The 25,954-nt window shown below is 39.7% G+C and carries 22 protein-coding genes and 3 tRNA genes; 17 read left to right on the forward strand and 8 right to left on the reverse strand.

The window, feature by feature from the left end:
• The first annotated feature begins 16 nt into the window (after positions 1-16).
• From pgaB to pgaD, 3 genes are read left to right on the forward strand one after another with little or no spacing between them, the layout of a single operon-like run.
• A complete protein-coding gene (pgaB, locus tag V6E90_RS18635; protein WP_332606159.1) occupies positions 17-2,014 on the forward strand; it encodes a poly-beta-1,6-N-acetyl-D-glucosamine N-deacetylase PgaB in 1,998 nt (665 codons plus the stop codon).
• 13 nt (positions 2,015-2,027) lie between these two features.
• Complete coding sequence (gene pgaC / locus V6E90_RS18640; protein ID WP_016541203.1) at positions 2,028-3,284, forward strand: poly-beta-1,6-N-acetyl-D-glucosamine synthase; 1,257 nt, start codon at positions 2,028-2,030, stop codon at positions 3,282-3,284.
• 33 nt (positions 3,285-3,317) lie between these two features.
• Entirely contained in the window at positions 3,318-3,734 is a 417-nt protein-coding gene (gene pgaD / locus V6E90_RS18645; RefSeq protein ID WP_016541204.1) for a poly-beta-1,6-N-acetyl-D-glucosamine biosynthesis protein PgaD, read from the forward strand.
• Positions 3,735-3,877: 143 nt separating this feature from the next.
• On the opposite strand, the gene V6E90_RS18650 is transcribed toward pgaD, so the two are convergent.
• Positions 3,878-3,963, reverse strand: a tRNA-Leu gene (locus tag V6E90_RS18650).
• 212 nt (positions 3,964-4,175) lie between these two features.
• On the opposite strand from V6E90_RS18650, the gene V6E90_RS18655 reads away from it, so the two are divergent.
• The 5 genes from V6E90_RS18655 (at position 4,176) to V6E90_RS18675 (ending at position 10,239) form a co-directional block, all read left to right on the forward strand.
• Entirely contained in the window at positions 4,176-5,936 is a 1,761-nt protein-coding gene (locus V6E90_RS18655) for an alkaline phosphatase D family protein (RefSeq protein WP_332606160.1), read from the forward strand.
• Between the two features lie 321 nt (positions 5,937-6,257).
• Positions 6,258-7,157, forward strand: a complete 900-nt coding sequence (locus tag V6E90_RS18660) for a helix-turn-helix transcriptional regulator (RefSeq protein WP_065343422.1) — start codon at positions 6,258-6,260, stop codon at positions 7,155-7,157.
• 30 nt (positions 7,158-7,187) lie between these two features.
• Complete coding sequence (locus tag V6E90_RS18665; RefSeq protein WP_016541207.1) at positions 7,188-8,273, forward strand: hypothetical protein; 1,086 nt, start codon at positions 7,188-7,190, stop codon at positions 8,271-8,273.
• 59 nt (positions 8,274-8,332) lie between these two features.
• Positions 8,333-9,982, forward strand: a complete 1,650-nt coding sequence (locus V6E90_RS18670) for a DNA repair protein (protein WP_332606161.1) — start codon at positions 8,333-8,335, stop codon at positions 9,980-9,982.
• On the forward strand, positions 9,979-10,239 hold the full coding sequence (locus V6E90_RS18675; protein WP_016541209.1) for a YkgJ family cysteine cluster protein: 261 nt from the start codon (positions 9,979-9,981) through the stop codon (positions 10,237-10,239). Before V6E90_RS18670 ends, V6E90_RS18675 begins: the two co-directional genes overlap by 4 nt.
• Positions 10,240-10,437: 198 nt before the next feature.
• Here V6E90_RS18675 and V6E90_RS18680 read toward each other — a convergent pair whose 3' ends face one another.
• Complete coding sequence (locus V6E90_RS18680; protein WP_016541210.1) at positions 10,438-10,635, reverse strand: hypothetical protein; 198 nt, start codon at positions 10,633-10,635, stop codon at positions 10,438-10,440.
• Between the two features lie 170 nt (positions 10,636-10,805).
• On the opposite strand from V6E90_RS18680, the gene V6E90_RS18685 reads away from it, so the two are divergent.
• Complete coding sequence (locus V6E90_RS18685) at positions 10,806-11,378, forward strand: DUF4339 domain-containing protein (protein ID WP_332606162.1); 573 nt, start codon at positions 10,806-10,808, stop codon at positions 11,376-11,378.
• A gap of 129 nt (positions 11,379-11,507) precedes the next feature.
• On the opposite strand, the gene V6E90_RS18690 is transcribed toward V6E90_RS18685, so the two are convergent.
• Positions 11,508-11,593: transfer RNA gene (locus V6E90_RS18690), tRNA-Leu, on the reverse strand.
• Between the two features lie 8 nt (positions 11,594-11,601).
• Positions 11,602-11,675: transfer RNA gene (locus V6E90_RS18695), tRNA-Cys, on the reverse strand.
• A 152-nt stretch (positions 11,676-11,827) separates the two neighbouring features.
• Between V6E90_RS18695 and folD the strand changes: the two genes are divergently transcribed.
• From folD to V6E90_RS18710, 3 genes are all read left to right on the forward strand, one after another.
• Positions 11,828-12,676 (forward strand): bifunctional methylenetetrahydrofolate dehydrogenase/methenyltetrahydrofolate cyclohydrolase FolD, encoded by an 849-nt coding sequence (folD, locus tag V6E90_RS18700; protein WP_005208138.1) that lies wholly within the window; start codon positions 11,828-11,830, stop codon positions 12,674-12,676.
• 48 nt (positions 12,677-12,724) lie between these two features.
• Positions 12,725-13,393 carry a class I SAM-dependent methyltransferase gene (locus V6E90_RS18705; protein WP_004801487.1) on the forward strand — a complete coding sequence of 223 codons (669 nt, stop codon included), beginning with the start codon at positions 12,725-12,727 and terminating at the stop codon, positions 13,391-13,393.
• Positions 13,394-13,536: 143 nt separating this feature from the next.
• Positions 13,537-13,821, forward strand: coding sequence for a GNAT family N-acetyltransferase (locus V6E90_RS18710; protein WP_332606163.1), 285 nt, complete (start codon positions 13,537-13,539; stop codon positions 13,819-13,821).
• 61 nt (positions 13,822-13,882) lie between these two features.
• Here the strand turns inward: V6E90_RS18710 and V6E90_RS18715 are convergent, their stop codons facing one another.
• Positions 13,883-14,305, reverse strand: a complete 423-nt coding sequence (locus V6E90_RS18715) for a hypothetical protein (protein ID WP_016541214.1) — start codon at positions 14,303-14,305, stop codon at positions 13,883-13,885.
• A 261-nt stretch (positions 14,306-14,566) separates the two neighbouring features.
• On the opposite strand from V6E90_RS18715, the gene glpK reads away from it, so the two are divergent.
• From glpK to glpD, 3 genes are all read left to right on the forward strand, one after another.
• On the forward strand, positions 14,567-16,081 hold the full coding sequence (gene glpK, locus V6E90_RS18720; RefSeq protein WP_016541215.1) for a glycerol kinase GlpK: 1,515 nt from the start codon (positions 14,567-14,569) through the stop codon (positions 16,079-16,081).
• Between the two features lie 51 nt (positions 16,082-16,132).
• On the forward strand, positions 16,133-16,891 hold the full coding sequence (locus V6E90_RS18725; RefSeq protein ID WP_004652022.1) for a DeoR family transcriptional regulator: 759 nt from the start codon (positions 16,133-16,135) through the stop codon (positions 16,889-16,891).
• Positions 16,892-17,152: 261 nt separating this feature from the next.
• Positions 17,153-18,673, forward strand: a complete 1,521-nt coding sequence (gene glpD, locus V6E90_RS18730) for a glycerol-3-phosphate dehydrogenase (protein ID WP_332606164.1) — start codon at positions 17,153-17,155, stop codon at positions 18,671-18,673.
• Between the two features lie 51 nt (positions 18,674-18,724).
• On the opposite strand, the gene V6E90_RS18735 is transcribed toward glpD, so the two are convergent.
• The 3 genes from V6E90_RS18735 to V6E90_RS18745 all read right to left on the reverse strand — a co-directional run bounded on the left by V6E90_RS18735 (position 18,725) and on the right by V6E90_RS18745 (position 23,811).
• A complete protein-coding gene (locus V6E90_RS18735; protein WP_332606165.1) occupies positions 18,725-20,917 on the reverse strand; it encodes a TonB-dependent siderophore receptor in 2,193 nt (730 codons plus the stop codon).
• Positions 20,918-21,079: 162 nt separating this feature from the next.
• Entirely contained in the window at positions 21,080-21,787 is a 708-nt protein-coding gene (locus V6E90_RS18740) for a hypothetical protein (RefSeq protein ID WP_332606166.1), read from the reverse strand.
• A gap of 194 nt (positions 21,788-21,981) precedes the next feature.
• On the reverse strand, positions 21,982-23,811 hold the full coding sequence (locus tag V6E90_RS18745; RefSeq protein ID WP_016541219.1) for a phosphoenolpyruvate carboxykinase (GTP): 1,830 nt from the start codon (positions 23,809-23,811) through the stop codon (positions 21,982-21,984).
• A gap of 398 nt (positions 23,812-24,209) precedes the next feature.
• On the opposite strand from V6E90_RS18745, the gene V6E90_RS18750 reads away from it, so the two are divergent.
• The gene (locus V6E90_RS18750) at positions 24,210-25,148 is read left to right on the forward strand and encodes a diacylglycerol/lipid kinase family protein (RefSeq protein WP_016541220.1); all 939 of its coding nucleotides are present in this window, start codon (positions 24,210-24,212) and stop codon (positions 25,146-25,148) included.
• Positions 25,129-25,896 (forward strand): metallophosphoesterase family protein, encoded by a 768-nt coding sequence (locus tag V6E90_RS18755; protein WP_023271433.1) that lies wholly within the window; start codon positions 25,129-25,131, stop codon positions 25,894-25,896. Before V6E90_RS18750 ends, V6E90_RS18755 begins: the two co-directional genes overlap by 20 nt.
• The last annotated feature ends 58 nt before the right edge of the window (positions 25,897-25,954 follow it).

Raw genomic sequence — 25,954 nt, forward strand, 5'->3', positions numbered from 1 at the left:
TTGAGACGATATCTCTATGACAACACGTTTAGTGTCCCCGACGTTAAAAACTTTTTTAGGTCTTGTGTTTGGGGTGGTTGCCAGTACCACAACTTTTGCGGCAAATCCAAAAATCGATGCAACCACATTGACTGTCATTGGGTATCACGAAATTACAGATCGAAAAGATGCACTGATTCCAAGTTATGCGGTCACCGCCAAGCAGTTTGGTGAGCACATCGACTGGCTGAAAAAGAATGGCTATCACTTTATTAATGTTGATCAACTGATCAAAGCACACCAAGGTAAATATAAATTACCAACTAAACCTATTTTGCTGACGGTGGACGATGGTTATCAGTCATTTTATCAAAATGCCTATCCGATTATTCGTGCGAAAAAAATTCCAGTGGTTTTGGCTGTCGTTGGATCTTGGTTGGAGCCAAAAGAGAATCAAAAAGTAGATTTTGGTGGTGAGCTGATTGAGCGTAATAAAATCCTGAGTTGGGATGAACTCAAGGAAATGCAAGACAGTGGTTTGGTCGAAATCGCTAGCCACAGTTATCATTTACACCAAGGCATTAATGGTAATCCACAAGGAAACTCAGAACCTGCTGCGATTACGCGTATTTATGACCCTAAAACCAAGAGTTATGAAAGTGATGCAGCTTATCAAGCCCGCGTTTATCAAGATTTAAAAAAGAACAATGACCTCTTAAAATCACATGGTTTACGTTCACCACGCGTGATGGTCTGGCCGTATGGCCGCTATAATATGCAGTTGGTACAAACCTCCAAACAGTTGGGGATGCCGATTACCATTACTTTGGATGATGGGGCGGATCATGCCAAGCAATCACTACAAAATATGAGTCGTATTTTGATTCAGGGTAATATGTCAACCAGTGCTTTAGCACAGGAGATTAAGAACCGCGAACTGAATCTCAATGACAATAATCGACCGCAAAAAATTATGCATGTCGATTTGGACTATATCTATGATCCAGATGAGAAGCAGCAAGAACGCAATCTTGATCATTTGATTGATCGTATTAATGGTATGGGCGTGAATACGGTCTATTTACAGGCTTTTTCTGATCCAGATGCTAATGGTTCTGCGGATATGGTGTATTTCCCAAATCGTCATATTCCAATGCGTGCAGATTTGTTCAATCGTGTGGCTTGGCAAATTCAAACCCGTACGCCTGTACAGCGTCTATATGCATGGATGCCATTATTGGCGTGGGAACTGCCTAAAACTGATCCAGTGTCGAAAGATTTAGTGGAAACCCAGCAAGCAAAAGCGGGTGAGCATTTGAATATGGGCTATATTCGTCTCAGTCCATTCTCACCAGCAGCACGACAAACGATTAAAGAAATATATCAGGATTTGGCTAAATCAACGCCGTTTGATGGCTTGTTGTTCCATGATGATGTGACTTTGTCAGATTATGAAGATGCCAGTCCTGATGCGTTGGCGGCATATGCCAAGCAAGGCTTGCCAACAGATCTTGCTAAAATTCGTGACAATGATGCTGATTTGCAAAAGTGGACCGCTTATAAAACCCATTATTTAGATGATTTCGCAATGGAATTGGCTGGAGAGGTGCGTCAGTATCAGCCATTTTTGGTGACGGCTCGTAATCTCTATGCGCAAGTGGCTTTAAATGCTTATGCGGAAAATTGGTATGCACAATCTCTAGAGCAATCACTAAATCGTTATGACTTTACTGCGATTATGGCGATGCCTTATATGGAGCAATCGGACAATCCTGCAAAATTCTATTCAGACATTATGAATCGTGTGAAGCAGTATCCAAACGGCATTAAAAAGACGGTAATGGAATTACAGGCGGTAAACTGGCGCAATGACCAGAAAGTACCATCTGAAGAAATGGCGGCAACGATTAAGTCCTTATATGAGCAGGGTGCAATGCATATCGCTTATTATCCAGATGATCCGATCAAAGGACATCCAGATGTAGAAACTATGCATAAGGCTTTTGGTCTAAAATCATCTCAATTAGTACCATAGTCGAGTAATGTAGATGAGTTGGATTGCTTTATTGTGGTCATATGCCATTAAATTTGTTTTTTACTATCCATTGTTTATGTCGTATTTATGGATGGTTGGCGCAATTATTTTTTATTGGAAAGAGCGTCAAGATCCTCCCTATCAGCAACCTGCGGCTTTGCCTGAGTATCCCAAAGTCGCGGTATTAGTCCCTTGTTTTAATGAAGGGGACAATGCTGAAGAAACCATTAGCCATGCACTCAAATTGGATTATCCGAATTTTGAGGTGATTGCGATTAATGATGGTAGTTCTGACAATACGGGTGAGGTGTTAGATCGATTGGCGACACAGTATGAAAAATTACGTGTGGTACATCTGGCACAGAACCAAGGTAAAGCGATGGGGCTACAAGCGGGTAGCTTGATGACCGATGCAGAATTTCTGATCGGGATTGATGGTGATGCTTTGCTTGATCCACATGCCGCTAAATGGATGATACGACATTTCTTAGAAGATCCAACAGTTGCCGCAGTAACGGGGAACCCACGTATTCGGACTCGTTCGACTTTACTTGGACGAATTCAAGTCGGGGAATTCTCTTCGATTGTCGGCATGATCAAACGTGCACAACGTACTTTTGGCCGGTTATTTACCGTGTCGGGTGTGATCACGGCCTTTCGTAAAAGCGCTGTTCATCAAGTGGATTATTGGTCACCGAATATGTTGACTGAAGACATCGATATCACATGGAAATTACAACGTGCAGGTTGGGATGTCCGCTTTGAGCCGAATGCCTTGGTCTGGATTTTGATGCCTGAAACCTTAAATGGTTTATGGAAGCAACGTCTACGTTGGGCGATGGGAGGCGCACAGGTCTTAGTTAAAAATATTGATGTGTTTTTAAAGCCTAAACTGAATTTTTTATGGCCGTTGATGTTTGAACTATGTTTGACACTCATTTGGTCATATTTGATGCTTATCATGGCGGTGATCTGGTTATTGCACTTTATCTTTGCAATTCCAGCTCTTGCGGTGGTGAGTTCACCATTTTTACCATACGGTAGTGGAATTTTATTAGGTGCGACCTGTTTAATTCAGTTTGCTTTAAGCAAATGGATGGATAGTCGTTATGAACCAAACCTAGGGAAAAATTATTATTGGATGATTTGGTACCCGTTTGTGTTTTGGTTGATCACAATTACTGCTACAATCGTCGCCTTTCCAAAGGTGCTGTTGCGTAATGATGAGAAACGTGCCCGTTGGATTAGCCCAGATCGTGGAATTCGTTGAATCGAAAAGATTCATTTTGCTGAGTAAAAAGCAATGAAAGCAGATAGCTTGATTATTGATGTACGTCGCCAGCTCCCATGGCATAAACGTTACTTCTCAACCACCACCACTGCAATGATGTGGGCGGGTTGGTTACTGTTATGGCGTCCATTTATTTTAGTATGGGTGTTGGTTGAATTACAAAAGACGCATATTGCTCAACGTTTGATGTCTGCATTTAGTGATGGCATTGAGCATGGTGTCACTGCATTATTTATGTGCGCGGTTGCATTATTGTTGTGGGGATTGTTGCCTGCTAAACGTGTGCATAAAAAGCATGCTGTTGAAAAGACCTTACCTGATTATGCGCGTTATTTCGAATTACCGGAGCAAGAGATTCAGGTAGGACGTCAGCAGAAGATCAGCATCGTTCATCACGATGAGAATGGTAAAATTATTCGCGTAGAGTAATTATTTATTATTCTAAATCAAGAATATCGAATGCCTTAATTTTTGAATTAAGGCATTTTTTTATGCTGGGTCTTAAATTTCAGACATAAAAAAACCAGCTTTCGCTGGGTTTTTATTTGCACCATCTTTCACTAGTTGGAAGATGGTGCCCGAGGCCAGACTCGAACTGGCACGCTTTGTGGGCGGGGGATTTTAAATCCCCTGTGTCTACCGATTTCACCACTCGGGCATGTGCGCAATAATAGAGGACACTTTAAACCTTGGCAAGAGCAAAACTTGCTATTTGCTTTCTTTTCAATCAATTCATGTGCTTATCTGATGAAAATTAAGCATTGTCATCATATTTTCATGATTCTTTCATCAAATTGAGATCAAAGCTTCATCTAAGCCCATTAATTTCAATCATTTACTTATAGTGATAAAATTAAGGTAGCTATCCAAATGACAGCAAAAATTTCACGACGGGAACTCATTCAAAAAAGTCTATTCGGTTTTGGGGCATTGTCTTTATCTGCGGGATTTACAGGCTGTAATGACAGTTCAGATCAAGAAACAGCAACATTGCAAGTGAGTTTTGAACATGGGGTTGCCAGTGGTGATCCTTTACAAGATCGCGTGATCTTGTGGACGCGCTTGACTCCAAGCGAGAGTAGTGCCCGTCTGCAAGTGACATGGGAAATTGCTTTAGATCAGCAATTCAAACAAATCATTAAAACCGATAAAGTTACCACGGCTGCAGCGCAAGATTTTACTGTAAAAGTGGATGCCACAGGCTTAAAACCAGATCAGTCTTATTTTTATCGGTTTATCTTCGGCGATAAGGTTTCACCTGTTGGACAAACCAAGACATTGCCAAGCAGTGCGACAAAAGTCAGTTTTGCGGTGTGTTCATGTTCAAACTATCCAGCAGGTTATTTCTATGTGTATCGTGAAATGGCCAAGCAAAATGTTGATGTAGTTATTCATCTGGGGGACTATATTTATGAATATGGTGCAGATGGCTATGCAGCAGAAGATGCGGCTAAACTGGGGCGTACACTTGCAGCTGACAACAATAAGGAAATCATTAAACTAGATGATTATCGCAAACGCTATGCGCTCTATCGTAAAGATAAAGATCTACAGGCATTGCATCATCGTCACCCATTTATTGTGATTTGGGATGATCATGAACTTGCGAATGATGCATGGCGCGATGGGGCTGAAAACCATCAGCCAAACGAAGGACCATTCCTTGATCGTAAGCTCGCGGCTTTACAGGCTTATTTCGAATGGATGCCAATCCGTCCTGTCGATGATCAACATACTAAGATTTATCGTCAGTTCGATTTTGGTAATCTGGTTCAATTAACGATGTTGGATACGCGAATTATTGCGCGTGATGAGCAATTGGACTATGCCAACTATATGACAGCGAATGGTTTGGATATTGCAAAATTCCAGGCAGATTTGACCAATCCAGCACGTACTCTAATGGGCTATACCCAACGTGATTGGCTGATTGGAAAACTGCAACAGTCGACAGCAAACTGGAATGTGCTTGGTCAGCAAATTCTAATGACTAAGATGTTGGTTCCTGCTGAGCTGCTGCTTGCTTTGGCTGAAATTACTGCGGGTAATCCAAGTACAGATACCTTAAATAAGATGAATGCCCAAATCACTGAATTAGTAAAATTGAAAATTCGATTATTACAAGGTGATCCGACTTTAACAACACAAGAAAAAGCACGTGTTCTGACGGTTGCACCCTATAACTTGGATGCATGGGATGGTTATTTTGCTGAGCGTGAGATTGTGTATGCTGCTTTGGCGCAATTAAAGAAGAAAGTCGTGGTGCTGGCGGGAGATACGCATAACGCATGGTCATCAAATTTATACAGTAAAGATGGTGCATTTGTTGGGGTAGAGTTAGCAACCAGTTCAGTATCTTCACCGGGCTTGGAAAAATACTTAAATATTCCATTGGCACAGTTGCAACAGTTTGAATTTGCATTCACGACTTTGATTGATGAGTTGAATTACTGCAATTTAAATCAAAGAGGCTATTTGATTGTTCAATTTGATGTTGCGCAGGTTCAATCGCAGTGGATTTATGTCGATTCGATCAAAAAGCCTGAATATGTGATTGATAAAACCCGTGGTTATCAATTGAGCTTGGATAAAAACTTATTGCCATTGAAAACAGGGCAGCAAGTCGCGTAGTTGTTTTGTTGTGGCTAATTCATTATTCGATGAATTAGCCATTTTAATCTATGTTTCTCTTAGATCTTATAGTTGTTCTCATTAATTGTCATAAAGTGACTTTATTTTTCTAAATTTGGCAATAACTGCTGCTGTCCTTCAAAAAAACAATAAAACTAAAAATAATTAATTAATCAGTATAATATCAGTTTTATTTTAAGCGGAATGATTTATAAAAATTGAGTGAAAAAATAAAAGATATTAATTCTGAGTGACACAACCTGTCAGAGTAATGTGAATAATAAGCATAGATTGAGTAAAACCAAATAAACTAGGTAAATAATGGCAAAAGTTTCTGAAAAAAGTGGACAACTAGCTGAGCGTTTAGCGAAGATTTTAGTCAAGTTAAATAGTGGGATGAAACTTGATATTAAAACATTGGCAGACGATCTGAATGTTAGTGAACGTACTATTTTCCGTGATATTGGTCGTTTAGAGTCAGCAAATTTAGTTTTACTGCGAGATGATCAACAGCGATATTATCTAGACTCCAAATCAATGGGGCTGTTTAAACAAAAAGATATTAAAGTCTTTGCTCAGATGTCAGGTATTCATAGTTTATATCCAAATTTAGCTACACCATTTTTAACTAAGTTGTTAAATCAGGGTCAGCTTACCTATGCAGCAAAGGGGTATGCTCATGAAGATTCAAGTAAATTCGAACATCTATTAGATATATTGTCAGAAGCAATTGAAAAGAAGCAACAAATTGGTTTTCTATATAATGGAGAGTCACGTGTCGTAGAACCTTATCGTTTAATTCATCATCATGGTAGTTGGTATTTAGCAGCCGTAAGAAAAGGAAAATTGCGGACTTATCGCGTAAGTCGTATCAACAAATCTTATGAACAACACCATTTAGAAAGATTTGAACATAAGCCAGATGTATTAAAACAGCTTGAAGATGAAAATAGTATTTGGTTTGGACAAGAAAAAATTGAGGTTAAATTAAAAATCCATGCAGATGTTATCTCGCATTTTAAGCAACGGAAACTTTTGCCTGAGCAAGATGATAATCTGATAGAACGAGAAGATGGCGGCTGGGATGTTTCTTGTAAAATCAGTCATGCAATGCAGCTTTTGCCTTTAGTACGGTATTGGATTCCACATGTGGAGATTATAAGTCCTGATTATTTACAGGATGAGTTGGAAGCTGATCTAAAAAAATATTTAGCTCGGTAAATATTAAAGTTAAACTGATAGGAGAGGTTTATGCCATTACCATTTATTTTAGCAGGTGCTGCTATCGCTGCTGCAGTTGGTGCAAAAAAAGGGTATGACGGTTATCAAGACAAAAGCCGTGCAGACAATATTATTGAAGAGTCAAAAAAACTCTATCGTAATAAGAAGGATGTATTTGATGTTGTTAATAATAATACTAGTCAAGCCTTAGAGAGTTTGGGTGAGCTTGAACTTAAAATAGGTGAAGATTTTGATAAGTTTGATCGGTTAGTTGAAGAGATACTTCGTAATAATAATTTTCAGAAATATGGAAATACTAAAATTGAACTTCCGAAGCATAAATTGAATCAAATTAAGGAGGTTGCAATTAGTGCAACAGATTATTTGAGAACGGCGGTAGGTGGTGGGGTATCTGGTGCCGCAGCTGGATTTGCTGTGTATGGTGGGGTAATGGCGCTAGGTGCAGCCTCCACAGGGACACCAATAGCAGCTTTGTCTGGTGCAGCTGCATATAATGCAACAATGGCTGCAATTGGAGGAGGCTCTCTAGCTGCTGGGGGGTGGGGAATGGCTGGCGGGGCAATGGTTTTAGGTGGGGCTGTAGTTGCACCTGTATTGGCTGTGGCTGGTATTGCTTATGCGATACATGGTTCAAAAGCATTAGAAAATGCGCAAGATGTTAAACAACAAATTGCTGATGCTGTGGATAAAATGGATAAAGCAAAAGAGCAATTATTCAGGGTAGAACAATATGCTCAGAAAATTGCATCAGAATTAGAAAGAATATATGTCATTTTTCAAGAGTATTTTGAATTATTGAAGGATGTAAATGAAATTGTAAAAAATGGTGATGAAGAAAAAATTAGAAATCTTACCGCTACTGCAAATTTATATATTCAAAATGGAATCATACTCGCTGCTATTATGGCTAAGCTTATTTCGACACCATTATTTAAGGTCAAAAGAGATTTTGAAGGTGGGGCTATTTTAGGTAATGATAATTTGCCTCAAATTCAAGTTGATGCAGATGGTATACAGATTTTAGATAAAGCTAGATTGGATAAAGCTTTGGAAACAGCAAGTGAAGATTTTTATAATTTTAAAAATCCTCGTTAATTAAAAATAATCATGCATCCTTTATTTTTATAAAGTAAAGGATGACTTTGGATGTTGGTATGGTAGCACAGGCATTTGATTGGTCAGAAGAAATTAATAAAGTTGTGACTAAAAGTTTAGTAACGACTTTTGGTCTAGATTTTCTATTGTTAGAAGATAAAAAAGGTGGTGATGTTGATACTATTCATAATGTTAGGCAGGGGATATGGGCAACAGAGCAAGAAATGCAAAATTATGAGTGTCGAGGAAAATACGATTCAGAGGCTTATCATCGGCATGCAAACTATATAGAAACAAATAGAATAAATAAAGAATTACAAAAATCTGGTGAACTTAAAGATGCCTACAGAAATAATAAAACATTTGCTTTTCAAAATAAGCAAGAAAAAACAAACTTAGACCATGTTATTGCAGCAGTTGAAATTCATAATGATGCAGGTCGAGTCCTAGCAGGGCTTGATGGAGTGGAGCTCGCAAATAAAAGCTCAAATTTGTGTGTAACTGGAGAAACAATTAATAAGGTAAAGAATAAGCATTCCATTACAGAGTTGCTAGGAGATGGGAAACCATTGCAACAATCTATAGCAAGTCGTGAGGTGAATATCGAGAAGTTAAAAAACAAATTAGAGAGTATGCCGCAAGATTCATCACAACAAAAACATGAGTATCAACAAGCGTTGAACACTCTAAAAGTACAGCAAGAACGATTAGAGCAATTACTGCAAGTTAATCCTGATACTATGAAAAAGGTAGATGCAAAAGCAAGGGCTGAAAATGAAAAACAGATTAATTCATATTATACAAGCTCGAAATTTTTTAATGCAAGTATAAATGCAGCAGGTGTAGCTGGAATTAAGATGGGGCTAAGAGAGTCTCTTGGTCTTGTTTTTGCCGAAATTTGGTTTGAACTTAAAGAACAGATACCAAATATTTATGAAAAGTATAAAAAGATTGAATTCAAAATTCTAGATTTTTTAAATGATTTGAAAGAAACAATAATCAATATTGTTGAGCGAGTGAAGATAAGATTTAAAGATCTTTTATTAAATTTTGGAACAGGTACAATTTCTGGAATATTTTCTAGTATTACGACGACTATATTAAATATATTTTTAACAACCACAAAAATTTGGGGGAAGATGATTCGTGAAACATGGTTGAATATAGTTAATATTGCTAAGTTAGTTTTCTTTAATCCTGAAAACTTAAGTACAGGCCAACTTGCAAAAGCAACTTTTAAAATTTTGTCGGCGAGTATAGGTGTTGTTGCAGGGATGATAATTCATGAGAATCTAGTTGTATTAGAGGCACTTCCTTTTTTAAGTGCAGAGATTCGTGGTTTTTTTACAGCTCTTGCAACTGGTATTATTACCTTGGGTTTGAGCTATTTTATTGAACAAAGTCCTATTATGTTAAAGTTTTGGGAGTATTTGGATGGATTTAAAACAAAATATGAACGGACTCTTGATCATTTTAAAGAAATAAATACTGAACTAGATCGATATATATTTGAGTTAACTCAATTAGAGTTTGGACTAGACCTTAATGAATTATCACAATTTGCATCTCAGTTAGAGCGAAAAAGCTCAGAATTTGAAAAAAATCTAGTGTTGAAGCAAGAAGTTGAAAAGCAAGGCATCGTTTTGCCATTTGAAACTGGTAATCAGGATAGCACAACAAATTGGTTATTGGGGCTAACTAGAGAATGAAACCGTTTCCATGTACTCAATGTGGTGCATGTTGCCGTCATGTCAATTTATCTGAATTGACTGCTTATCTAGATCGTGGTGATGGTGTTTGTCATTACTACGATTTAGATACACGTTTATGTGGTATATATGAGAATCGACCAGAAATTTGTCGAGTTGATGATTATTATAAAAAATATTTAAAAGAGCGGTATGTTTGGGATGATTTTATTGAGTTAAATTTGATCGTATGTAAACAATTAAATGAGTTGGATTAAAATTAAATCTATGGTTTTTGATTTTCTAATAATTTTAATTAATCATTTTTTAGAGCTGATAAATCAATCTGCTGAAGTGGAATTGGCTGAGGTAATAAAAAACTGAACGATTGAGTTTGGTTTTAGTTAAACTTTAACTAAAAGCTGTATGTACTCAGATAATAGATTTTAGATTTAATTTCTTGCCTTTGAGATGATTTAAACGGTAAGCCATTCCTTACGAATGTTAGTGACTTGATCATACTGATTTAAATCAAATGTGACTTTAAACCCCAACTTTAAATCGATGTCTTCTCGCCATTCTTCACTAGAGAATTGATAGCGAACAGAATTTTCATCAATAACTATGCCTGCTTTATTCAAAGATGAATAATGTAAAATAAGTCCAATAATCATGATGTTTTCTTTAATTGGTGTTTAATGTGGCGTATTTATAAATAAAGAGAATGACAGCTAGTGTCATTTTAAAAATTAAATATAAAAAAATAAGAAAAATATTTAATACTGACATAAGCTGTCAAACAGCTTGTACATATTCAATCTGTAACTTTTATAGGAAGCAGATAATGGAAAAAAACCTTAATCTTGAAGAAAATTTGGCTAATGAATGGTTTTATGAAAAGAATGGGGAGCGTATAGGGGCAATTTCACAATCACAAATGATTAATCTTATTCAAACAGGAGGGTTACATCGAGACACTGTGGTATGGAGAAAAGGTTTAAAGGATTGGGTGTTTTTAGAAAAAACTGAGTTGAATCAATTTGTTGATAATACTCTTCCACCTCCATTAACTGGACAGCATGTAAATAATACCATGGTGTGGGTATTGGCTTTTGCACCTATTTTGGGGCTATTTCTTGAATATTTTATCGCAGGTATATTCTCTGGGGGTAATGTTGAATTAGCGACTTATAAGGTAGAGGAGGGCTATTATTTTGTAATTACCATTGCCTTAAATATTATGCTTTCCATTCTAGATGAGAAACGGTTGGACAAAGCTGGGGTGAAAACAGAAAAATTTAAAGGTATGGTGTGGTTAGTGCCTGTGTATTTATTCCAACGTGCTAAAGCGCTAGATCAAAGTCTTGCTTATTTTATCGTATGGATTGTTTGTTTTATCGTTGCAAACTACAGCTAAAACTGAAAGTGAACAATTTACCATGAGGCTACTTAGGTTGCCTCTTATAGATTATTGGGGAATATTCAGACATAAAAAAACCAGCTTACGCTGGATTTTTATTTGCACCATATTTCAGTAGCTGAAAGATGGTGCCCGAGGCCAGACTCGAACTGGCACGCTTTGTGGGCGGGGGATTTTAAATCCCCTGTGTCTACCGATTTCACCACTCGGGCTTTACCAATGGAGGCGGAGGTCGGAATCGAACCGGCGTACACGGAGTTGCAGTCCGCTGCATGACCACTCTGCCACCCCGCCATCTCTTGGTGATGCACATATTAGCAACCTTTAAAAAAAAAACAATAGTGTTTAGAGCGAATATGCACATAAAAACAACATCTAAAAGAATATTGCTCAAATTATCATGTATTATTTACGCAATTGATTCATACCCACTTTGGAGATGCGCTGTGGCATTGGTTTTAGACGGTCGTGCATTAGCAAAACAAATTGAAACGGATTTGTTGGTACGTGTAGAAGCATTAAAAGCAAAATCGGGGCGTACCCCAATCTTGGCAACCATTTTGGTTGGTGATGATGGTGCATCTGCCACTTATGTGCGTATGAAAGGCAATGCTTGTCGCCGTGTTGGTATGGACTCGCTTAAAGTTGAGCTTCCAAAAGAAACCACAACTGAACAATTATTGGCTGAAATTGAAAAATTAAATGCCAATCTAGATGTACATGGCATCTTGTTGCAACATCCAGTGCCTGAACAAATTGATGAAAGAGCATGTTTCGATGCGATTTCGTTGGCGAAAGACGTCGATGGCGTGACGTGTTTAGGTTTTGGTCGTATGGCAATGGGCGAGGCTGCATATGGTTCTGCAACGCCAGCGGGCATCATGACCATTTTGCAAGAAAACAAAATTGAAATTGCAGGTAAGCATGCTGTCGTGGTAGGCCGCTCTGCTATTTTAGGTAAGCCAATGGCGATGATGCTTTTACAAGCCAACGCCACTGTGACGATTTGCCACTCGCGTACTCAAAATCTGCCAGAATTGGTTAAACAAGCCGATATTATCGTTGGTGCAGTCGGTAAAGCTGAGTTGATCCAAAAAGACTGGATCAAGCAAGGTGCAGTTGTAGTTGATGCAGGTTTCCATCCGCGTGATGGCGGTGGGGTCGGTGATATCCAATTGGTTGGTATCGAAGAAATCGCATCTGCTTATACTCCAGTGCCGGGTGGTGTGGGTCCGATGACAATCACGACTTTGATTCGTCAAACTGTAGAAGCTGCTGAAAAAGCATTAGCGTAACGATTAATAACCCCTCGCGAAGAGGGGTTTTTTTAGAATTAAACAAATATGAGTTGCACTTTTCAATTTGCCAAAGCACCTGAACATTTGTTACAGGCCTTGCATCAGGTGATTCCCAATACTGATTTACTCGCACAGCAGTTACCTGAAACGCCGATTTCACTGTGGTTAATTCCGCCAGTATTTCCAACAGACCGCTTAGATGATGAAGTGATTCGACGGATTTGGAATGAAACACCGTATTGGATTTTTTGTTGGGCTTCTGGTCTGGCAATGGCGCAATGGTTGTTGGCTGAGCCGCATCACGTTAAAGACAAGGTTGTGTTAGATTTTGGCGCTGGATCGGGTGTCGTTGCGATTGCGGCAAAAATGGCAGGTGCTAAACGCGTCATTTGCTGTGATATCGATCCCGTAAGTCTTGCATCATGTCGTGAAAATGCCTTGCTGAATGATGTTGAACTCGAGTATCTGGACGATTTGTACCAGTCCGAACAAGTTGATGTGTTATTGGCGGCAGATGTACTGTATGACCAATCCAATCGTTTCTTTCTGGATGAGTTTTTAAAATTTGCACCTGAGGTTTGGGTCGCGGATAGTCGAGTCAAAAACTTTAGTCATCCTCAATATCTAAAAATTGATGAGCGTAGCGCAAGCACTTGGCCAGATTTGGATGAAGCCAAAGAGTTTAGAAATGTTAGTTTTTACCGAACCAAATAATACGCCTTAGTGAAAAGCTATATTGTATTGAGGTTATCAAATCTCAACACACTCTGTTCAGTATGCATGCTAAAACATTCAGACGAAATAAACAGATAGCCTTCGGGCTGTTATAGAGAAGAATGTTTAAAAAAGGAAGGTGTATGAGTATCCAGCAGACTGATGATGGGAAACATGGTGCATTTAAGCTGTTTGAGGGCGAGGTGCTCGCAGGTGAAATGGCTTATACATGGGCGGGAGACAGTATGCTCATTATTGATCATACCGATGTGAGTGATCAATTTCGTGGGCAAGGTGTCGGACATAAGTTGTTAAAAGAGTTGATTAGTTTTGTGCGTGAACGTCAGGTGAAAGTCATTCCTCTATGCCCGTTTGCAAAATCGGTGTTCGATAAAGATCTTTCGATTCATGACGTATTGAAAGGCTAGGCTGAGTTGGATGTATTCTCAATGATGGAATACATCCATTTTTATTGATCAAGTCATAAAATTAAGAACAGGTATAACGAACCACTTTGAGAGTGCTTGGACGTGCCTCAAGTGCCTGACGGGTTGCATAGCCTTCACTATTATTTAAATCGGGTGAGTTCGATAAGCCAAATGTTGCGCGGCTATTACCGATTTTTACGCCGTATTGCTCTTGTTGGGTTGGGTTAACGATCTCATTGACACTCAATACTGCAAGTTTATAGGTCTTGTCTGCACCTAAAATTTGCTTGCAGGCATGTTGTAATTTCTTTTCATCTAAATCGCTATTGCTCCGTGCCGCGAGAGTATAGGCAACAGTCGCGGAAGTGGCCGTTTTATTTTCGATTTGATAACCCGTTGTGCCATTGTATTGATGTGGACTGCTTTGACAGGCTGCAAGAACAAGAGCACCGCTCATAATTAACAATAAATTGGTTTTTTTCATATCAATGATCCTGTTATTTCTGGTTTTAGTATCGCATAAAATAAGTTTTTTATTGTGAGGAATCTTTAAAACACAGGCTATTCATCGTTTTTTAGCTTCAAATATCAAGAAAGAATTTTCGTTTTCGAACAATTTTGCATATAATCTGCCAAGTTTTTTATTTAATACAGAAGTCATTGCTTTTTTGTAGTATTTGAGCCCGTTTTTTAACGGGCATTTAATTTATTGCACTATACATAAGCAAGTCTGGATAGGTATGTCATGATCTCTACAGATAGTCAAAAGAAATACGTGGTTGCATTTGACCAAGGTACAACCAGTTCACGTGCGATCGTATTGGATCACGATGCGAATGTCATCAGTATTGCTCAGCGTGAATTTACGCAAATTTACCCACAACCAGGTTGGGTTGAGCATGATCCAATGGAAATCTGGGCGACACAAAGCGCCGTATGGGTTGAAGCTTTAGCGCAAGCAGGTATTTCTAGTGAGCAGATTGCAGCAATTGGAATCACTAACCAGCGTGAAACCACTGTGATTTGGGATAAGCAGACCGGCAAACCTATTTACAATGCAATTGTATGGCAAAGCCGTCAAAGCAATGAAATTTGTAATCAACTGCGTCAAGACGGTTGGCAGGCTTATGTTCATAAAGTCACTGGTTTGGTCCTTGATCCGTATTTTTCTGCAACAAAAATTAAGTGGATTCTGGATCGTGTTGAAGGCAGTCGCGAACGTGCAGAACGTGGTGAGTTGCTGTTTGGTACGATTGACACTTGGTTACTATGGAAATTGACCAATGGCCAAGTGCATGTCACTGACTATACCAACGCATCTCGCACCATGTTATTCAACATTGAGACTTTGCAGTGGGATGACAAGTTACTTAAAGCACTGAATATTCCAAAAGCGATGTTACCTGAAGTGCGTAGTTCTTCAGAAATCTACGGTTATACCCATACCATTAGCGGACAAGAAATTGGGATTCCAATTGCTGGTATTGCTGGTGATCAGCAGGCTGCACTCTTTGGACAAATGTGTGTAGAAGTGGGGCAAGCAAAAAATACCTATGGTACAGGTTGCTTCCTGCTTATGAATACAGGTAAACGCATTGTTCAATCTGATCATGGTTTACTGACCACAATCGCCTGCGGTCCACGTGGTGAAGTGAACTATGCATTGGAAGGTGCGGTGTTCAATGGCGGTTCTTGTGTGCAATGGTTGCGTGATGAGCTGAAAGCGATTAATGATTCGCACGACTCTGAATATTATGCAACTAAAGTAAAAGACAGTAATGGGGTTTACGTCGTTCCAGCCTTTACGGGCTTAGGTGCACCGTATTGGGATCCAACAGCGCGCGGTGCGATTTTGGGGATCACCCGTGGTGTGAGCATCGAACATATTATTCGTGCCACATTGGAGTCGATTGCTTATCAAACTCGTGATGTCCTAGATGCCATGCAGCAAGATTCGGGTGAGAAATTGCGTACTTTACGTGTCGATGGTGGTGTAACTGCGAATAACTTCTTGATGCAGTTCCAAGCCGATATCATGGGCACTTCAGTAGAACGTCCAGCGATGAAAGAAACCACAGGTATGGGTGCAGCATTTTTGGCGGGTCTGGCGGTCGGTTTCTGGTCGGATTTAAATGAATTGAAGAGTAGAATGACCATCGAGAATACCTTTACCCCAGAGTGCAGTCAGGATGTGACTGAAAAACTCTATAAAGGTTGGTTAAAAGCAGTCGGACGTACTCGTGATTGGGCGGAAGATTAAGTTAAAATAACCCCAATTAAAGATGACTAAAACAACATAGGATGGATGAGCATGAGCTTGATACTACGCCAACAGAAAACCCTCGAATTAGTGAGAGAGCGTGGCTATATTAGTATTGAAGAGCTTGCTCAGCATTTTGATGTCACGCCGCAAACCATCCGTCGTGATATTAATCAACTGGCCGATGAAGGCTTACTTCGCCGTTATCATGGTGGTGCAGCGCATGATTCAAGTGTGGAAAACACGGAATATACGATGCGTGTTGGCCATATGTTGGAACAAAAAAGAACGATTGCAGCCGCAGTGGCTGCAGCTGTTCCTGATTATGCCTCTTTATTTATCAATATTGGTACTACTACGGAAGCCATTGCTCACGCATTGCTGAATCATACGGGTTTGCGAATTATTACCAATAATCTTAATGTCGCTAAAATCCTCAGTACCAAAGAAGATTTTGAGGTGTTGATTGCCAGTGGACGTGTCCGTCCGGATGGTGGGGTGATTGGTCAGGCGACGGCAGACTTCTTTAAACAGTTTAAAGCGGATTATGCTTTAGTCGGAATTAGTGGCATTGAAGAAGATGGCACCCTGCTGGATTTTGATTTCCAAGAAGTCTGTGTCTCGCAAGAGATTGTATCGAGTGCCCGTCAGGTATTCCTTGCTGCGGATAGCAGTAAGTTTGGTCGTAATGCCATGATTCGTTTGGGCTCACTCAAGCAAGTCGATTGTATTTTTACCGACCAACAACCAAATGATGAATTTATGAAAACCATTCGCGATTTAGATGTTGGCTTGATTGTTGCCCAATAAATCTTCATTTTCGAAAAATTGTTACTTTTCTTGAGTCAGGACTATTTGGCTCAAGTCTTTTCAAATAAGAACTAAGCGCTAAGCATCCGCCGCCTTTATATTGAAAGATTCTCTTCGTTTTAATGCTGCTATTTTCAGTTTTGACCATTTATCTAAAAATGCCTAGAAATTGGCATTTTTTTGACGTTTTTTTATTGTTTGTTTTCATTTTACATGTTTAAATGTTCGTTATTGAACAATAATGAACATTTGCGGTGACTTATGCAAACTTCTCCTCAGTCAAATGACAAAATATACGACCTTGCTGTGATCGGTGGTGGTATCAATGGTGTTGGTATCGCAGCAGATGCTTCGGGTCGTGGCTTATCTGTATTCCTATGTGAAAAAGATGACTTGGCCAGCCATACATCTTCTGCAAGCAGTAAATTGATTCATGGTGGTTTACGCTACCTTGAACATAAAGAGTTTCGCTTGGTACGTGAAGCCTTGGCTGAACGCGAAGTATTGTTGGCAAAAGCACCCCACATTATCCGTCCAATGCGTTTTATCATGCCGCATCGTCCACATTTGCGCCCAGCATGGTTGATTCGTACTGGATTGTTCTTTTACGATCACTTGGGCAAGCGTGAAAAACTATTGGGTTCGAACAACGTTTATTTTAAAGAAGACAGTCCATTAAATACTGCAATTACTCGTGGTTTTGAATATTCAGACTGCGCAGTAGATGACTCTCGCTTAGTTGTGCTAAATGCTATGCATGCCCGCGAAAAAGGCGCTGATATTGTGACACGTACTCGTTGCCTATCAGCACAGCGTGAAGGTCAATACTGGATTGTTGATTTGGAAAATGAAAAAGGTCAATTCCAGATCAAAGCCAAGGCTTTAGTGAATGCGGCTGGCCCTTGGGTGGCACAATTCATTAAGCAAGATTTACAGCTTAAATCACCGTATGGCATTCGTTTGATTCAAGGTAGTCATATCATTGTGCCGAAGCTGTATGAAGGTGATAAAGCCTTTATCATGCAAAATGATGACCGTCGTATTGTGTTCGCAATTCCGTATTTAGATCAATACACCATGATTGGTACCACGGATCGTGAATATCAAGGTGATCCTGCGCAAGTCAAAATTACCCAAGAAGAAATTGATTACTTAATTGAAGTAAGTAATGCACACTTTAAGAGCCAATTGACACAAGCTGATATTATTTCGACTTTTGCTGGTGTACGCCCATTATGTGATGATGAGTCGGACAATCCATCTGCAATTACTCGTGATTACACTTTAGCATTGTCACAAGAGTCTGATGATCAAGCGCCGTTGCTTTCAGTTTTTGGCGGGAAATTAACCACGTATCGTAAGTTGGCTGAGTCTGCCATGCAGCAGCTCAAAGCTTTCTTCCCTGAGATGAAGGGCAGTTGGACCGCAACAGAAGCTTTGCCTGGTGGCGAAAATATGGCATCTGCTGAGCAGTTGGCAAATGAAATCCGTGCACAAGTGACGGATACGTCTGAAGCGTTAGCAAAACGTTGGGCATCTGCTTATGGTTCACGTATTTGGAATATTTTAGGTGAGGCAACGTCGGTTGAGCAGTTAGGTCAGCATTTTGGTCAAGGTTTGTATGCCAAAGAAGTGGACTATTTATGCCGCTTTGAGTGGGTAACGACCAGTCAAGATATTTTGTGGAGACGTTCTAAATTGGGTCTCAACTTTGCACCAACTGAAATTGAAAGCTTAGATGCCTATTTAGCAAATAAGCCAAATACCACGGTTGCGGCTTAAAAGTTTTCAATAAAAAGCCCCTTTGAATAAGGGGCTTTTTATTGAGCTTAATTAGTATTTAAAGCGGAATGCTACAGTGTAATTGGCGGGTGCGCCATAGAAGGCTTGTCCATCAGTAAAGCTGTTTAAATATGTTTTATTCGTAACATTAATGGCATTGGCTTGAATAGAAAGATTTGGACTAATGTCATAGCTTGCCATCAAATTGAGCAGTGCATAATCACTTTGTTTAAGATAAGTACTATAGCTTGGGTCAAAACGGGTGATTTTACTTTGCCATTTCACACCTGCACCGACTTTTAATTTTGGTAGCTGAGCAGGGGAGTAGGTCGTTAATAGATTAAAGCTTTGTGTTGGGTTGTAAGTTCGTGCAGCTCCGCCATTCTTCAGATCTTGCAGGCTAAACTGGGTATAGCCGAGAGAAACATTGACTTGATCTGTTAATTGTCCGGCTAAACCAACTTCTACACCTTGTGAGCGCAAGTCACTAATTTCAACTTTACGATTGATCGAAGGATTATCGGTTGAGCGAAGCGGATAGTTATTTTCCTCGGTTCTAAATACAGCCAGTGTCCCAGTAAGCTTGTTGTCTAGCCAAGAACTCTTAAAGCCGACTTCATAGCTTTTACCTTCAATTGGATCCGCAACTTTGCCCGTTGCTTTGTCAACGGCGGTTTGTGGGCGGAAAATCGAGGTATAACTCATATAACCGGTATATTCAGGAGTGAAGTTATAGGTAATGCCTGCATAAGGTGAAACTTTATTTTCATCGTAAACCATAGGTGCATCGTAACTTATGCCTTCGCTCTTGGCTTGGACGTAATTTGCACCGAGGGTTAATTTTAAATCCTCATTGAAGTGTAGGCGTGTCGCTGCATAAATTGATTGATTGCGTTGTGTATAGTCAGCTGTTTTTGTAAATGCGCCCCAAGACACATTACTTGGTGTCCAACTTGCCCAGTCTGTTGTACATTGGGCTTCGTAAGTATTTGGGCTTGTACCACGTACACATGTGCCAATATTACTGTCTTGAATATCGCCTACAATTTGAGCATCATTTTGTTTGCTCTGGGTAAAGCTATAGCCAATAATGGCTTCGTGTTGTTGACCAAATAATTCAAATTTTCCATTTAGATTAAGATCAACACTGTGTTGTTTGTTTTTTTCATGAAAGCCCTTGGCGGTAAGATCGACATCTGCGCCGTTTGCCATCGGATAACCATAATAGTAGAGCAGTCGGCTGTCGCGATTTTTTTCATTATAGTTATAGTTTAGGTTGGCTGACCAGGACTCGGAAAGTTTCTGTTTGAGTTCAAAGAAAGCATTTCGAGATGTGTTGTCCCAATAGGCCCAATCTGGATTAGGGTTGTAAGAGCGATCATAACTGATTTGTTTACCATTTGAATCCATTAATGGTAAAGCACCCCAGTTATTGGCATTGGGCTTATTTTTTTCTTGGCTAGCTCCTACTGTGAATAAGGTGGAGTCACTTAGATCGGCTTCTAAAATTCCTGCAATGCCATTTTTCTCAGAAGAATAGCGGTCTAAGTGAGAATCACCAGTTTGTTGGAAACCAGATATACGACCACGTACAGCACCATTTGATGACAGACTACCTGAGGCATCGGCCTCATAACGTTGCGTATCCCATGAGCCATAGCTCAGCCCAGCATTGGCTTGGAATGCTTTGGTGGGGCGTTTACGGATATAGTTGATGGTTGCGCTTGGATCACCAAAAGCATTGGTGAGTGCATCCGCACCTTTAATCACTTCAATGCGATCATAAAAATAGCTGTCTGGATTGGTGTCGTTATAATTCCATTCGCCTGAAGGAAATCCAATCCCATCAACCAAAATGTTGGAAATTTCAAAACCACGTGCCATATAAACAGAGCGTTCGGTTTCAAGGGAATTAACCGTCACGCCTGGGGTATTGTTGAGCACATCTCTAGAACTGGTTAAGCCAAAATCTTCTATTTGTTGGCGTGTTACTACATTAATTGTTTGTGGGATTTCTTTGGCTTCAATATCGAGTTTGGTGGCGCTTGCACTATTTTTAATAGCATATGCTTTGGTTTTTTCACTGGCATCGCTGTCTTGTGATGCTTGAACTTTGATGGTTGGAAGTTGTTGTGATCCTTCCTCAAGTGCATGACTGTATGAACTGATGCTGACGAATGTGGAGATGGCTAAAAAAAGAGGGGTGCGTTTGAATAGCGGGGAGAAGCTCATATCTACAACCATGTAAATGAGAAATATTATTGTTATAATTATTGTTAATGTTTGTTGGTTTTGCAATTTATTTCGTCTGAAGCTCGATAGAATTACTGACTCCGAGTTTGAGGCTTAATAGGAATTTTCGAAAAGAGAGTAAGAAAAAGGCCGCAGAAGCGACCTATGAGCAAGTTATGTCCAATCAAAGGTAAATAGGACGCGTCGAGTTTCGGGTTGATAAAACATCAAGATATTGTCGGCACCATGATTGCAATATTCCCAACCCGATGCGGAGGCAATAAAATAGTAACGCCGTTCGTGTTGATCAACGATCTGTACAAAACAATTGTCATCTTGTTCAATATTTTGCAGTTTAAGCTGTTCCTCAATTGGGTAGCACCAGTTACCGTATTCAGCATCACCACCCAGTTGATTGAGTAAAATGGTGGGTTCTTTATTTTGATAATTGACATCAGATGTACTAATCACTCTTTTTTGTTCTAAGAAGCGTTGTTTGACCTGTCGAAAATCTTCATGCATTTCTTGGCTATGAGTCAAAACTTCAGCGTATAAAGGGTGATTTTTATTTTCTAAAATAAAATAGTGTTGATCAGCCAGCCAATGATATTGAGACTGCTCATCCAACTGTAAAATAAACCAATTTTCATGCGCAAATTGATTATAGAACTCAGCAGTTTCTGAGCCGATGTAGCACTCATAAGGCTCAATTGGATTGACTAAATGGATCCAGCCTTGCCATTCGGGATTGACCTGAGCAAGGTCAATCGAAATGAGGGGGAGTAAATGCTTTGCCAGAAAATTGTCTTTGGCTGTAAAAACAGTGCCTGGGTCTGGGAGTAATTTTAAAAAATCTTGTGCGGTTGTAAGGTCTTGTTGCATAACTTTTTCCTGCTTAAATGGATAAGATACGGATCTCTTTATATTTTTTAATGGACTTTTGCTGGCATCTTAAAGTCTTCATTTGTTCATCTTTGCTGGATGAAAATCACTTTTGAGGCTGTTAGTTTATTATAGTTTTGCAATTTAAGATGATAAAAAAGGCCGCCGTAGCGACCTTTTTATGTCAATTATGATTAAGCAGATTTAACAGCTGCTAATAATTCATTTTGACGATCTTTAAGTGCTTGAGGTAAGCGAGCGCCAAGTTTAGTGAATAACTCAGTGTGGCTTTCAAGTTCTTTGATCCATTGATCTTTATCTTGCGCTGTTACGGTATTGAATTGCTCTTTAGAGAAATCGATACCAGTCCAGTTCAACTGTTCGTAAGTTGGAACCAAACCGATTGGTGTTTCAGTCGCATCAGCACGGCCTTCACAACGATCAATGATCCATTCAAGAACACGCATGTTTTGACCGAAACCAGGCCATACGAAGTTGCCTTCAGCATCACGACGGAACCAGTTTACGTTGAAGATTTTTGGTAATTTATTACCAGCAGCTTCAGCTTTTTCGCCTACTTTTTTGCCCATGTCTAACCAGTGACCGAAGTAATCAGCCATGTTATAACCCGCAAATGGAAGCATTGCGAATGGGTCACGACGAACGATACCTTGTTGGCCAACAGCCGCCGCAGTGGTTTCAGAGCCCATGGTTGCAGCTTTATAAACGCCATCAACCCAGTCAAATGCTTCAGAAACTAAAGGCACTGTATCTGCGCGACGACCACCGAAGATGAATGCAGAGATTGGTACGCCTGCTGGATTTTCCCAGTCAGCGTCAATTGAAGGGCATTGACCCGCAGAAACGGTAAAGCGTGAGTTTGGATGCGCTGCTTTTTCGCCTTCAACGTATGGTTGACCTTTCCAGGTGATCAGGTCTGCTGGAACTTCTTTAGTCAGACCTTCCCACCATACTTCGCCATCTTTAGTCACTGCAACGTTGGTGTAAATCACATCTTTATGCATGGTTGCGATACAGTTCGGGTTAGTCTTGGTATTTGTACCAGGCGCAACACCGAAGAAACCAGCTTCTGGATTGATTGCATATAAGCGGCCATCTTCACCTGGTTTAATCCAAGCAATATCGTCACCTACAGTTTCGATCTTCCAGCCTTCGTAGCCTGCTGGTGGAATCAACATTGCAAAGTTGGTTTTACCACAAGCAGAAGGGAATGCTGCTGCGATGTAGTGTTTTTCACCTTGCGGATTGGTCACGCCTAAAATAAGCATGTGTTCAGCTAACCAGCCTTGCTCACGACCCATTGCAGAAGCAATACGTAATGCTAAGCATTTTTTGCCTAGAAGTGCATTACCGCCGTAGCCAGAACCGTAAGACCAGATTTCACGTGTTTCTGGGTAATGAACGATGTATTTTTCATTGTTACATGGCCAAGCAACATCTTTCTCGCCATCTTTAAGTGGCGCAGCAACGGTATGTACGCATGGGATAAACTCGCCATCTGTACCTAACACGTCATAAACTGCTTTGCCCATACGTGCCATTTTTGTCATGCTGACAGCAACGTAAGGAGAATCTGTTAACTCAATACCGATGTGAGCAATGTGGCTTCCTAAAGGACCCATCGAGAAGGGAACCACATACATGGTACGGCCTTCCATTGCACCGTCAAATAATCCATTTAATTTTGCGCGCATCTCAGCAGGAGCAACCCAGTTATTGGTTGCGCCAGCATCTTCTTGATTTTGAGAGCAGATATAAGTGCGATCTTCAACACGAGCAACGTCAGAAGGGTCAGAATTTGCAAGATAAGAACCAGGATGTTTTTCTTGGTTGAGCTTTTGCATGGTGCCGTTAGCGATCATCAAGTCCATTAGACGTTGATATTCCTCTTCGCTTCCGTCACACCATTCGATTTTTGCTGGTTTGGTTAATTTTGCAATTTCTTCCACCCATGCAATAAGCTTAGGGTGACGAACGAATTCTGGTGCGTTCACTTGGGTCATGGTGATGCCTTTTTAAAGTGTGTACAACGTACAAATTCTATCTACTGGATGGCAGTAAGACAGATGAAGTAAAAAAAGTGGCTGTATTAAAGCATAAAATCATAAAAAATATAAGACTAAAGAATAGGTGGTACTGTTAATGCAAAAATGTATATTTAATTTTATATAATTGTTTTTTATCAGTTTTTATATTTTATATTTTACTATTTTGTTTATTTATATATGTTATTTTTGTTATAAATCACCAATAAAAACAATAACTTGATTTTATTTTTATTTTTATGAGAATTGTTATTGATTATATGAATGAAGCTCATTCAAAATTTACATAAACAAGCTTTTATTTGTTGATTTTGTAAACAAAAATATGATTATTCTCGCCCTAGAGGTTGATGTTCATGAGCCAAAATTTAAAGCCTTTATCGATTATTTATAACCAAAAATCAGGATTCCATGCTGCACAGCAGGATGAAGAATATGAACGCCTCATGACTTTGTGGACGCAATATGGATTTGAGATACAGGTGTTTGAGCTTAACCCACAGATCAACTTTGAAGAAATGATGGCAACGGTTTTAGTTCGACATCAGCAAGCGGATTTACGTGGCGTCGTCGTTGCGGCAGGAGGAGACGGTACACTGAATGCCGTAGCAAAAAAGTTAATGCATACGGATATCCCAATGGGAATTATGCCATTGGGGACATTTAACTATGTGGCTCGGGCATTGAATATTCCAATTGATGTTGCTCAGGCTGCAGCAGTAATTGCGACTGGGGCGATACAAGAAGTCCATGTTGCTGCAATCAATGACCAGATCTATCTGAATAATGCGAGCTTAGGGCTCTATCCCTTATTTATAAAAAAGCGGGAACGCTATAATCAACGTTTTGGGCGATTCCCTTTGAATGCATATACATCCGGTTTAGATGTATTGCTGCGTGAATATAAATCTTTAAAACTTGCGGTAACCATTGATGAGCAGCAATATCCCGTTGCGACACCTTTGGCTTTTTTTGGTAATAACCAACTACAACTGAGTGATATGAAATTAAGGATTGCAGAGTGTGCTGCACATGGCAAGTTAGCAGGGGTTGTTGTTGCAAAAAGTGACCGTCTCAGTTTAATGAAAATGTTATGGAAATTGGTTCAGGGTAAAATTGATCAAGCTTCGGATGTGTATTCATTTTGTGCCGAACATATACAGGTGAACTGTAAAAAGCCAAAATTAACGGTGGCAATAGATGGAGAGCTTATGGAGATGGACACGCCATTAAAATTTTCAGTTAAAAAATCAGCTTTAAAAGTGATGGTTCCGAATGCTGTTACATCTGTCTGATCTGCATTTTGGTACTGAACGTGAAGGCTGCATTCAAGCGATAAAGCAATTTTGCCAGCAACATCGCCCAGAAGCCATCGTGGTGAGTGGAGATTTGACACAACGTGCGCGTTTTAAGCAGTTTTATGCATGTCGGCAATTTCTAGACTCTCTCAATCTTCCTTATATTGTTGTCCCTGGTAATCATGATATTCCGCTGTATCATGTCTGGAATCGTTTTTTCTCTCCCTTTGTGCGTTATCAGGCATTTTTTGGCCGCTTAGAAACAACTTTAGAAACTGAACATTTTTATATAGTGGGAATGAACAGTATTCGGCGGAGATATCATACGCGTGGGCATATTTCGCTTGATCAAATTCATGAAACCTATGAAAAGCTCAATCATGCACCTGCGAATAAACTAAAACTGGTGGTTTTTCATCAGCCCTTTTATACCTTTCCGAATGAGCATGGTGATAAAGATTGCCCTGTACTTGGAAAAATTGCTTTAGAACGTTGGGGGGCAACTGGTTTATTCGGTCTATTACATGGGCATTTACATAAAGTTGCTGTACATGATTTAAATCAAATTTTTCAGTTAGGATTTGATCACCCAATTTTAGATATCCATGCGGGGACAGCGACTTCAAATCGACTACGCTTTGGATTAACCAATAGTTTTAATGTGATTTCAGATGATGGAAAGATTGAGCATTATTGGTTTGATGAGAAAGAACAAATCTTTGTCCCATCTCAAATTGTTGTTTAATTCAGCAGCTTTCGTTGTTGTGTTTAAAAAAACATCTAATAAGTACAATTTTTTTTCT

Origin of the sequence: Acinetobacter sp. ESBL14 (genome assembly GCF_036668815.1) — a bacterium.
In the GTDB taxonomy this organism is placed as follows: domain Bacteria; phylum Pseudomonadota; class Gammaproteobacteria; order Pseudomonadales; family Moraxellaceae; genus Acinetobacter; species Acinetobacter gyllenbergii.

Excerpts from the sequence above, each read along its gene's own strand:
- pgaB (WP_332606159.1), top strand. The coding sequence starts at position 17 with ATGACAACACGTTTAGTGTCCCCGACGTTAAAAACTTTTTTAGGTCTT.
- pgaC (WP_016541203.1), top strand. The coding sequence starts at position 2,028 with ATGAGTTGGATTGCTTTATTGTGGTCATATGCCATTAAATTTGTTTTT.
- pgaD (WP_016541204.1), top strand. The coding sequence starts at position 3,318 with ATGAAAGCAGATAGCTTGATTATTGATGTACGTCGCCAGCTCCCATGG.
- V6E90_RS18655 (WP_332606160.1), top strand. The coding sequence starts at position 4,176 with ATGACAGCAAAAATTTCACGACGGGAACTCATTCAAAAAAGTCTATTC.
- V6E90_RS18660 (WP_065343422.1), top strand. The coding sequence starts at position 6,258 with ATGGCAAAAGTTTCTGAAAAAAGTGGACAACTAGCTGAGCGTTTAGCG.
- V6E90_RS18665 (WP_016541207.1), top strand. The coding sequence starts at position 7,188 with ATGCCATTACCATTTATTTTAGCAGGTGCTGCTATCGCTGCTGCAGTT.
- V6E90_RS18670 (WP_332606161.1), top strand. The coding sequence starts at position 8,333 with ATGGTAGCACAGGCATTTGATTGGTCAGAAGAAATTAATAAAGTTGTG.
- V6E90_RS18675 (WP_016541209.1), top strand. The coding sequence starts at position 9,979 with ATGAAACCGTTTCCATGTACTCAATGTGGTGCATGTTGCCGTCATGTC.
- V6E90_RS18680 (WP_016541210.1), bottom strand. The coding sequence starts at position 10,635 with ATGATTATTGGACTTATTTTACATTATTCATCTTTGAATAAAGCAGGC.
- V6E90_RS18685 (WP_332606162.1), top strand. The coding sequence starts at position 10,806 with ATGGAAAAAAACCTTAATCTTGAAGAAAATTTGGCTAATGAATGGTTT.
- V6E90_RS18705 (WP_004801487.1), top strand. The coding sequence starts at position 12,725 with ATGAGTTGCACTTTTCAATTTGCCAAAGCACCTGAACATTTGTTACAG.
- V6E90_RS18710 (WP_332606163.1), top strand. The coding sequence starts at position 13,537 with ATGAGTATCCAGCAGACTGATGATGGGAAACATGGTGCATTTAAGCTG.
- V6E90_RS18715 (WP_016541214.1), bottom strand. The coding sequence starts at position 14,305 with ATGAAAAAAACCAATTTATTGTTAATTATGAGCGGTGCTCTTGTTCTT.
- glpK (WP_016541215.1), top strand. The coding sequence starts at position 14,567 with ATGATCTCTACAGATAGTCAAAAGAAATACGTGGTTGCATTTGACCAA.
- V6E90_RS18725 (WP_004652022.1), top strand. The coding sequence starts at position 16,133 with ATGAGCTTGATACTACGCCAACAGAAAACCCTCGAATTAGTGAGAGAG.
- glpD (WP_332606164.1), top strand. The coding sequence starts at position 17,153 with ATGCAAACTTCTCCTCAGTCAAATGACAAAATATACGACCTTGCTGTG.
- V6E90_RS18735 (WP_332606165.1), bottom strand. The coding sequence starts at position 20,917 with ATGGTTGTAGATATGAGCTTCTCCCCGCTATTCAAACGCACCCCTCTT.
- V6E90_RS18740 (WP_332606166.1), bottom strand. The coding sequence starts at position 21,787 with ATGCAACAAGACCTTACAACCGCACAAGATTTTTTAAAATTACTCCCA.
- V6E90_RS18745 (WP_016541219.1), bottom strand. The coding sequence starts at position 23,811 with ATGACCCAAGTGAACGCACCAGAATTCGTTCGTCACCCTAAGCTTATT.
- V6E90_RS18750 (WP_016541220.1), top strand. The coding sequence starts at position 24,210 with ATGAGCCAAAATTTAAAGCCTTTATCGATTATTTATAACCAAAAATCA.
- V6E90_RS18755 (WP_023271433.1), top strand. The coding sequence starts at position 25,129 with ATGCTGTTACATCTGTCTGATCTGCATTTTGGTACTGAACGTGAAGGC.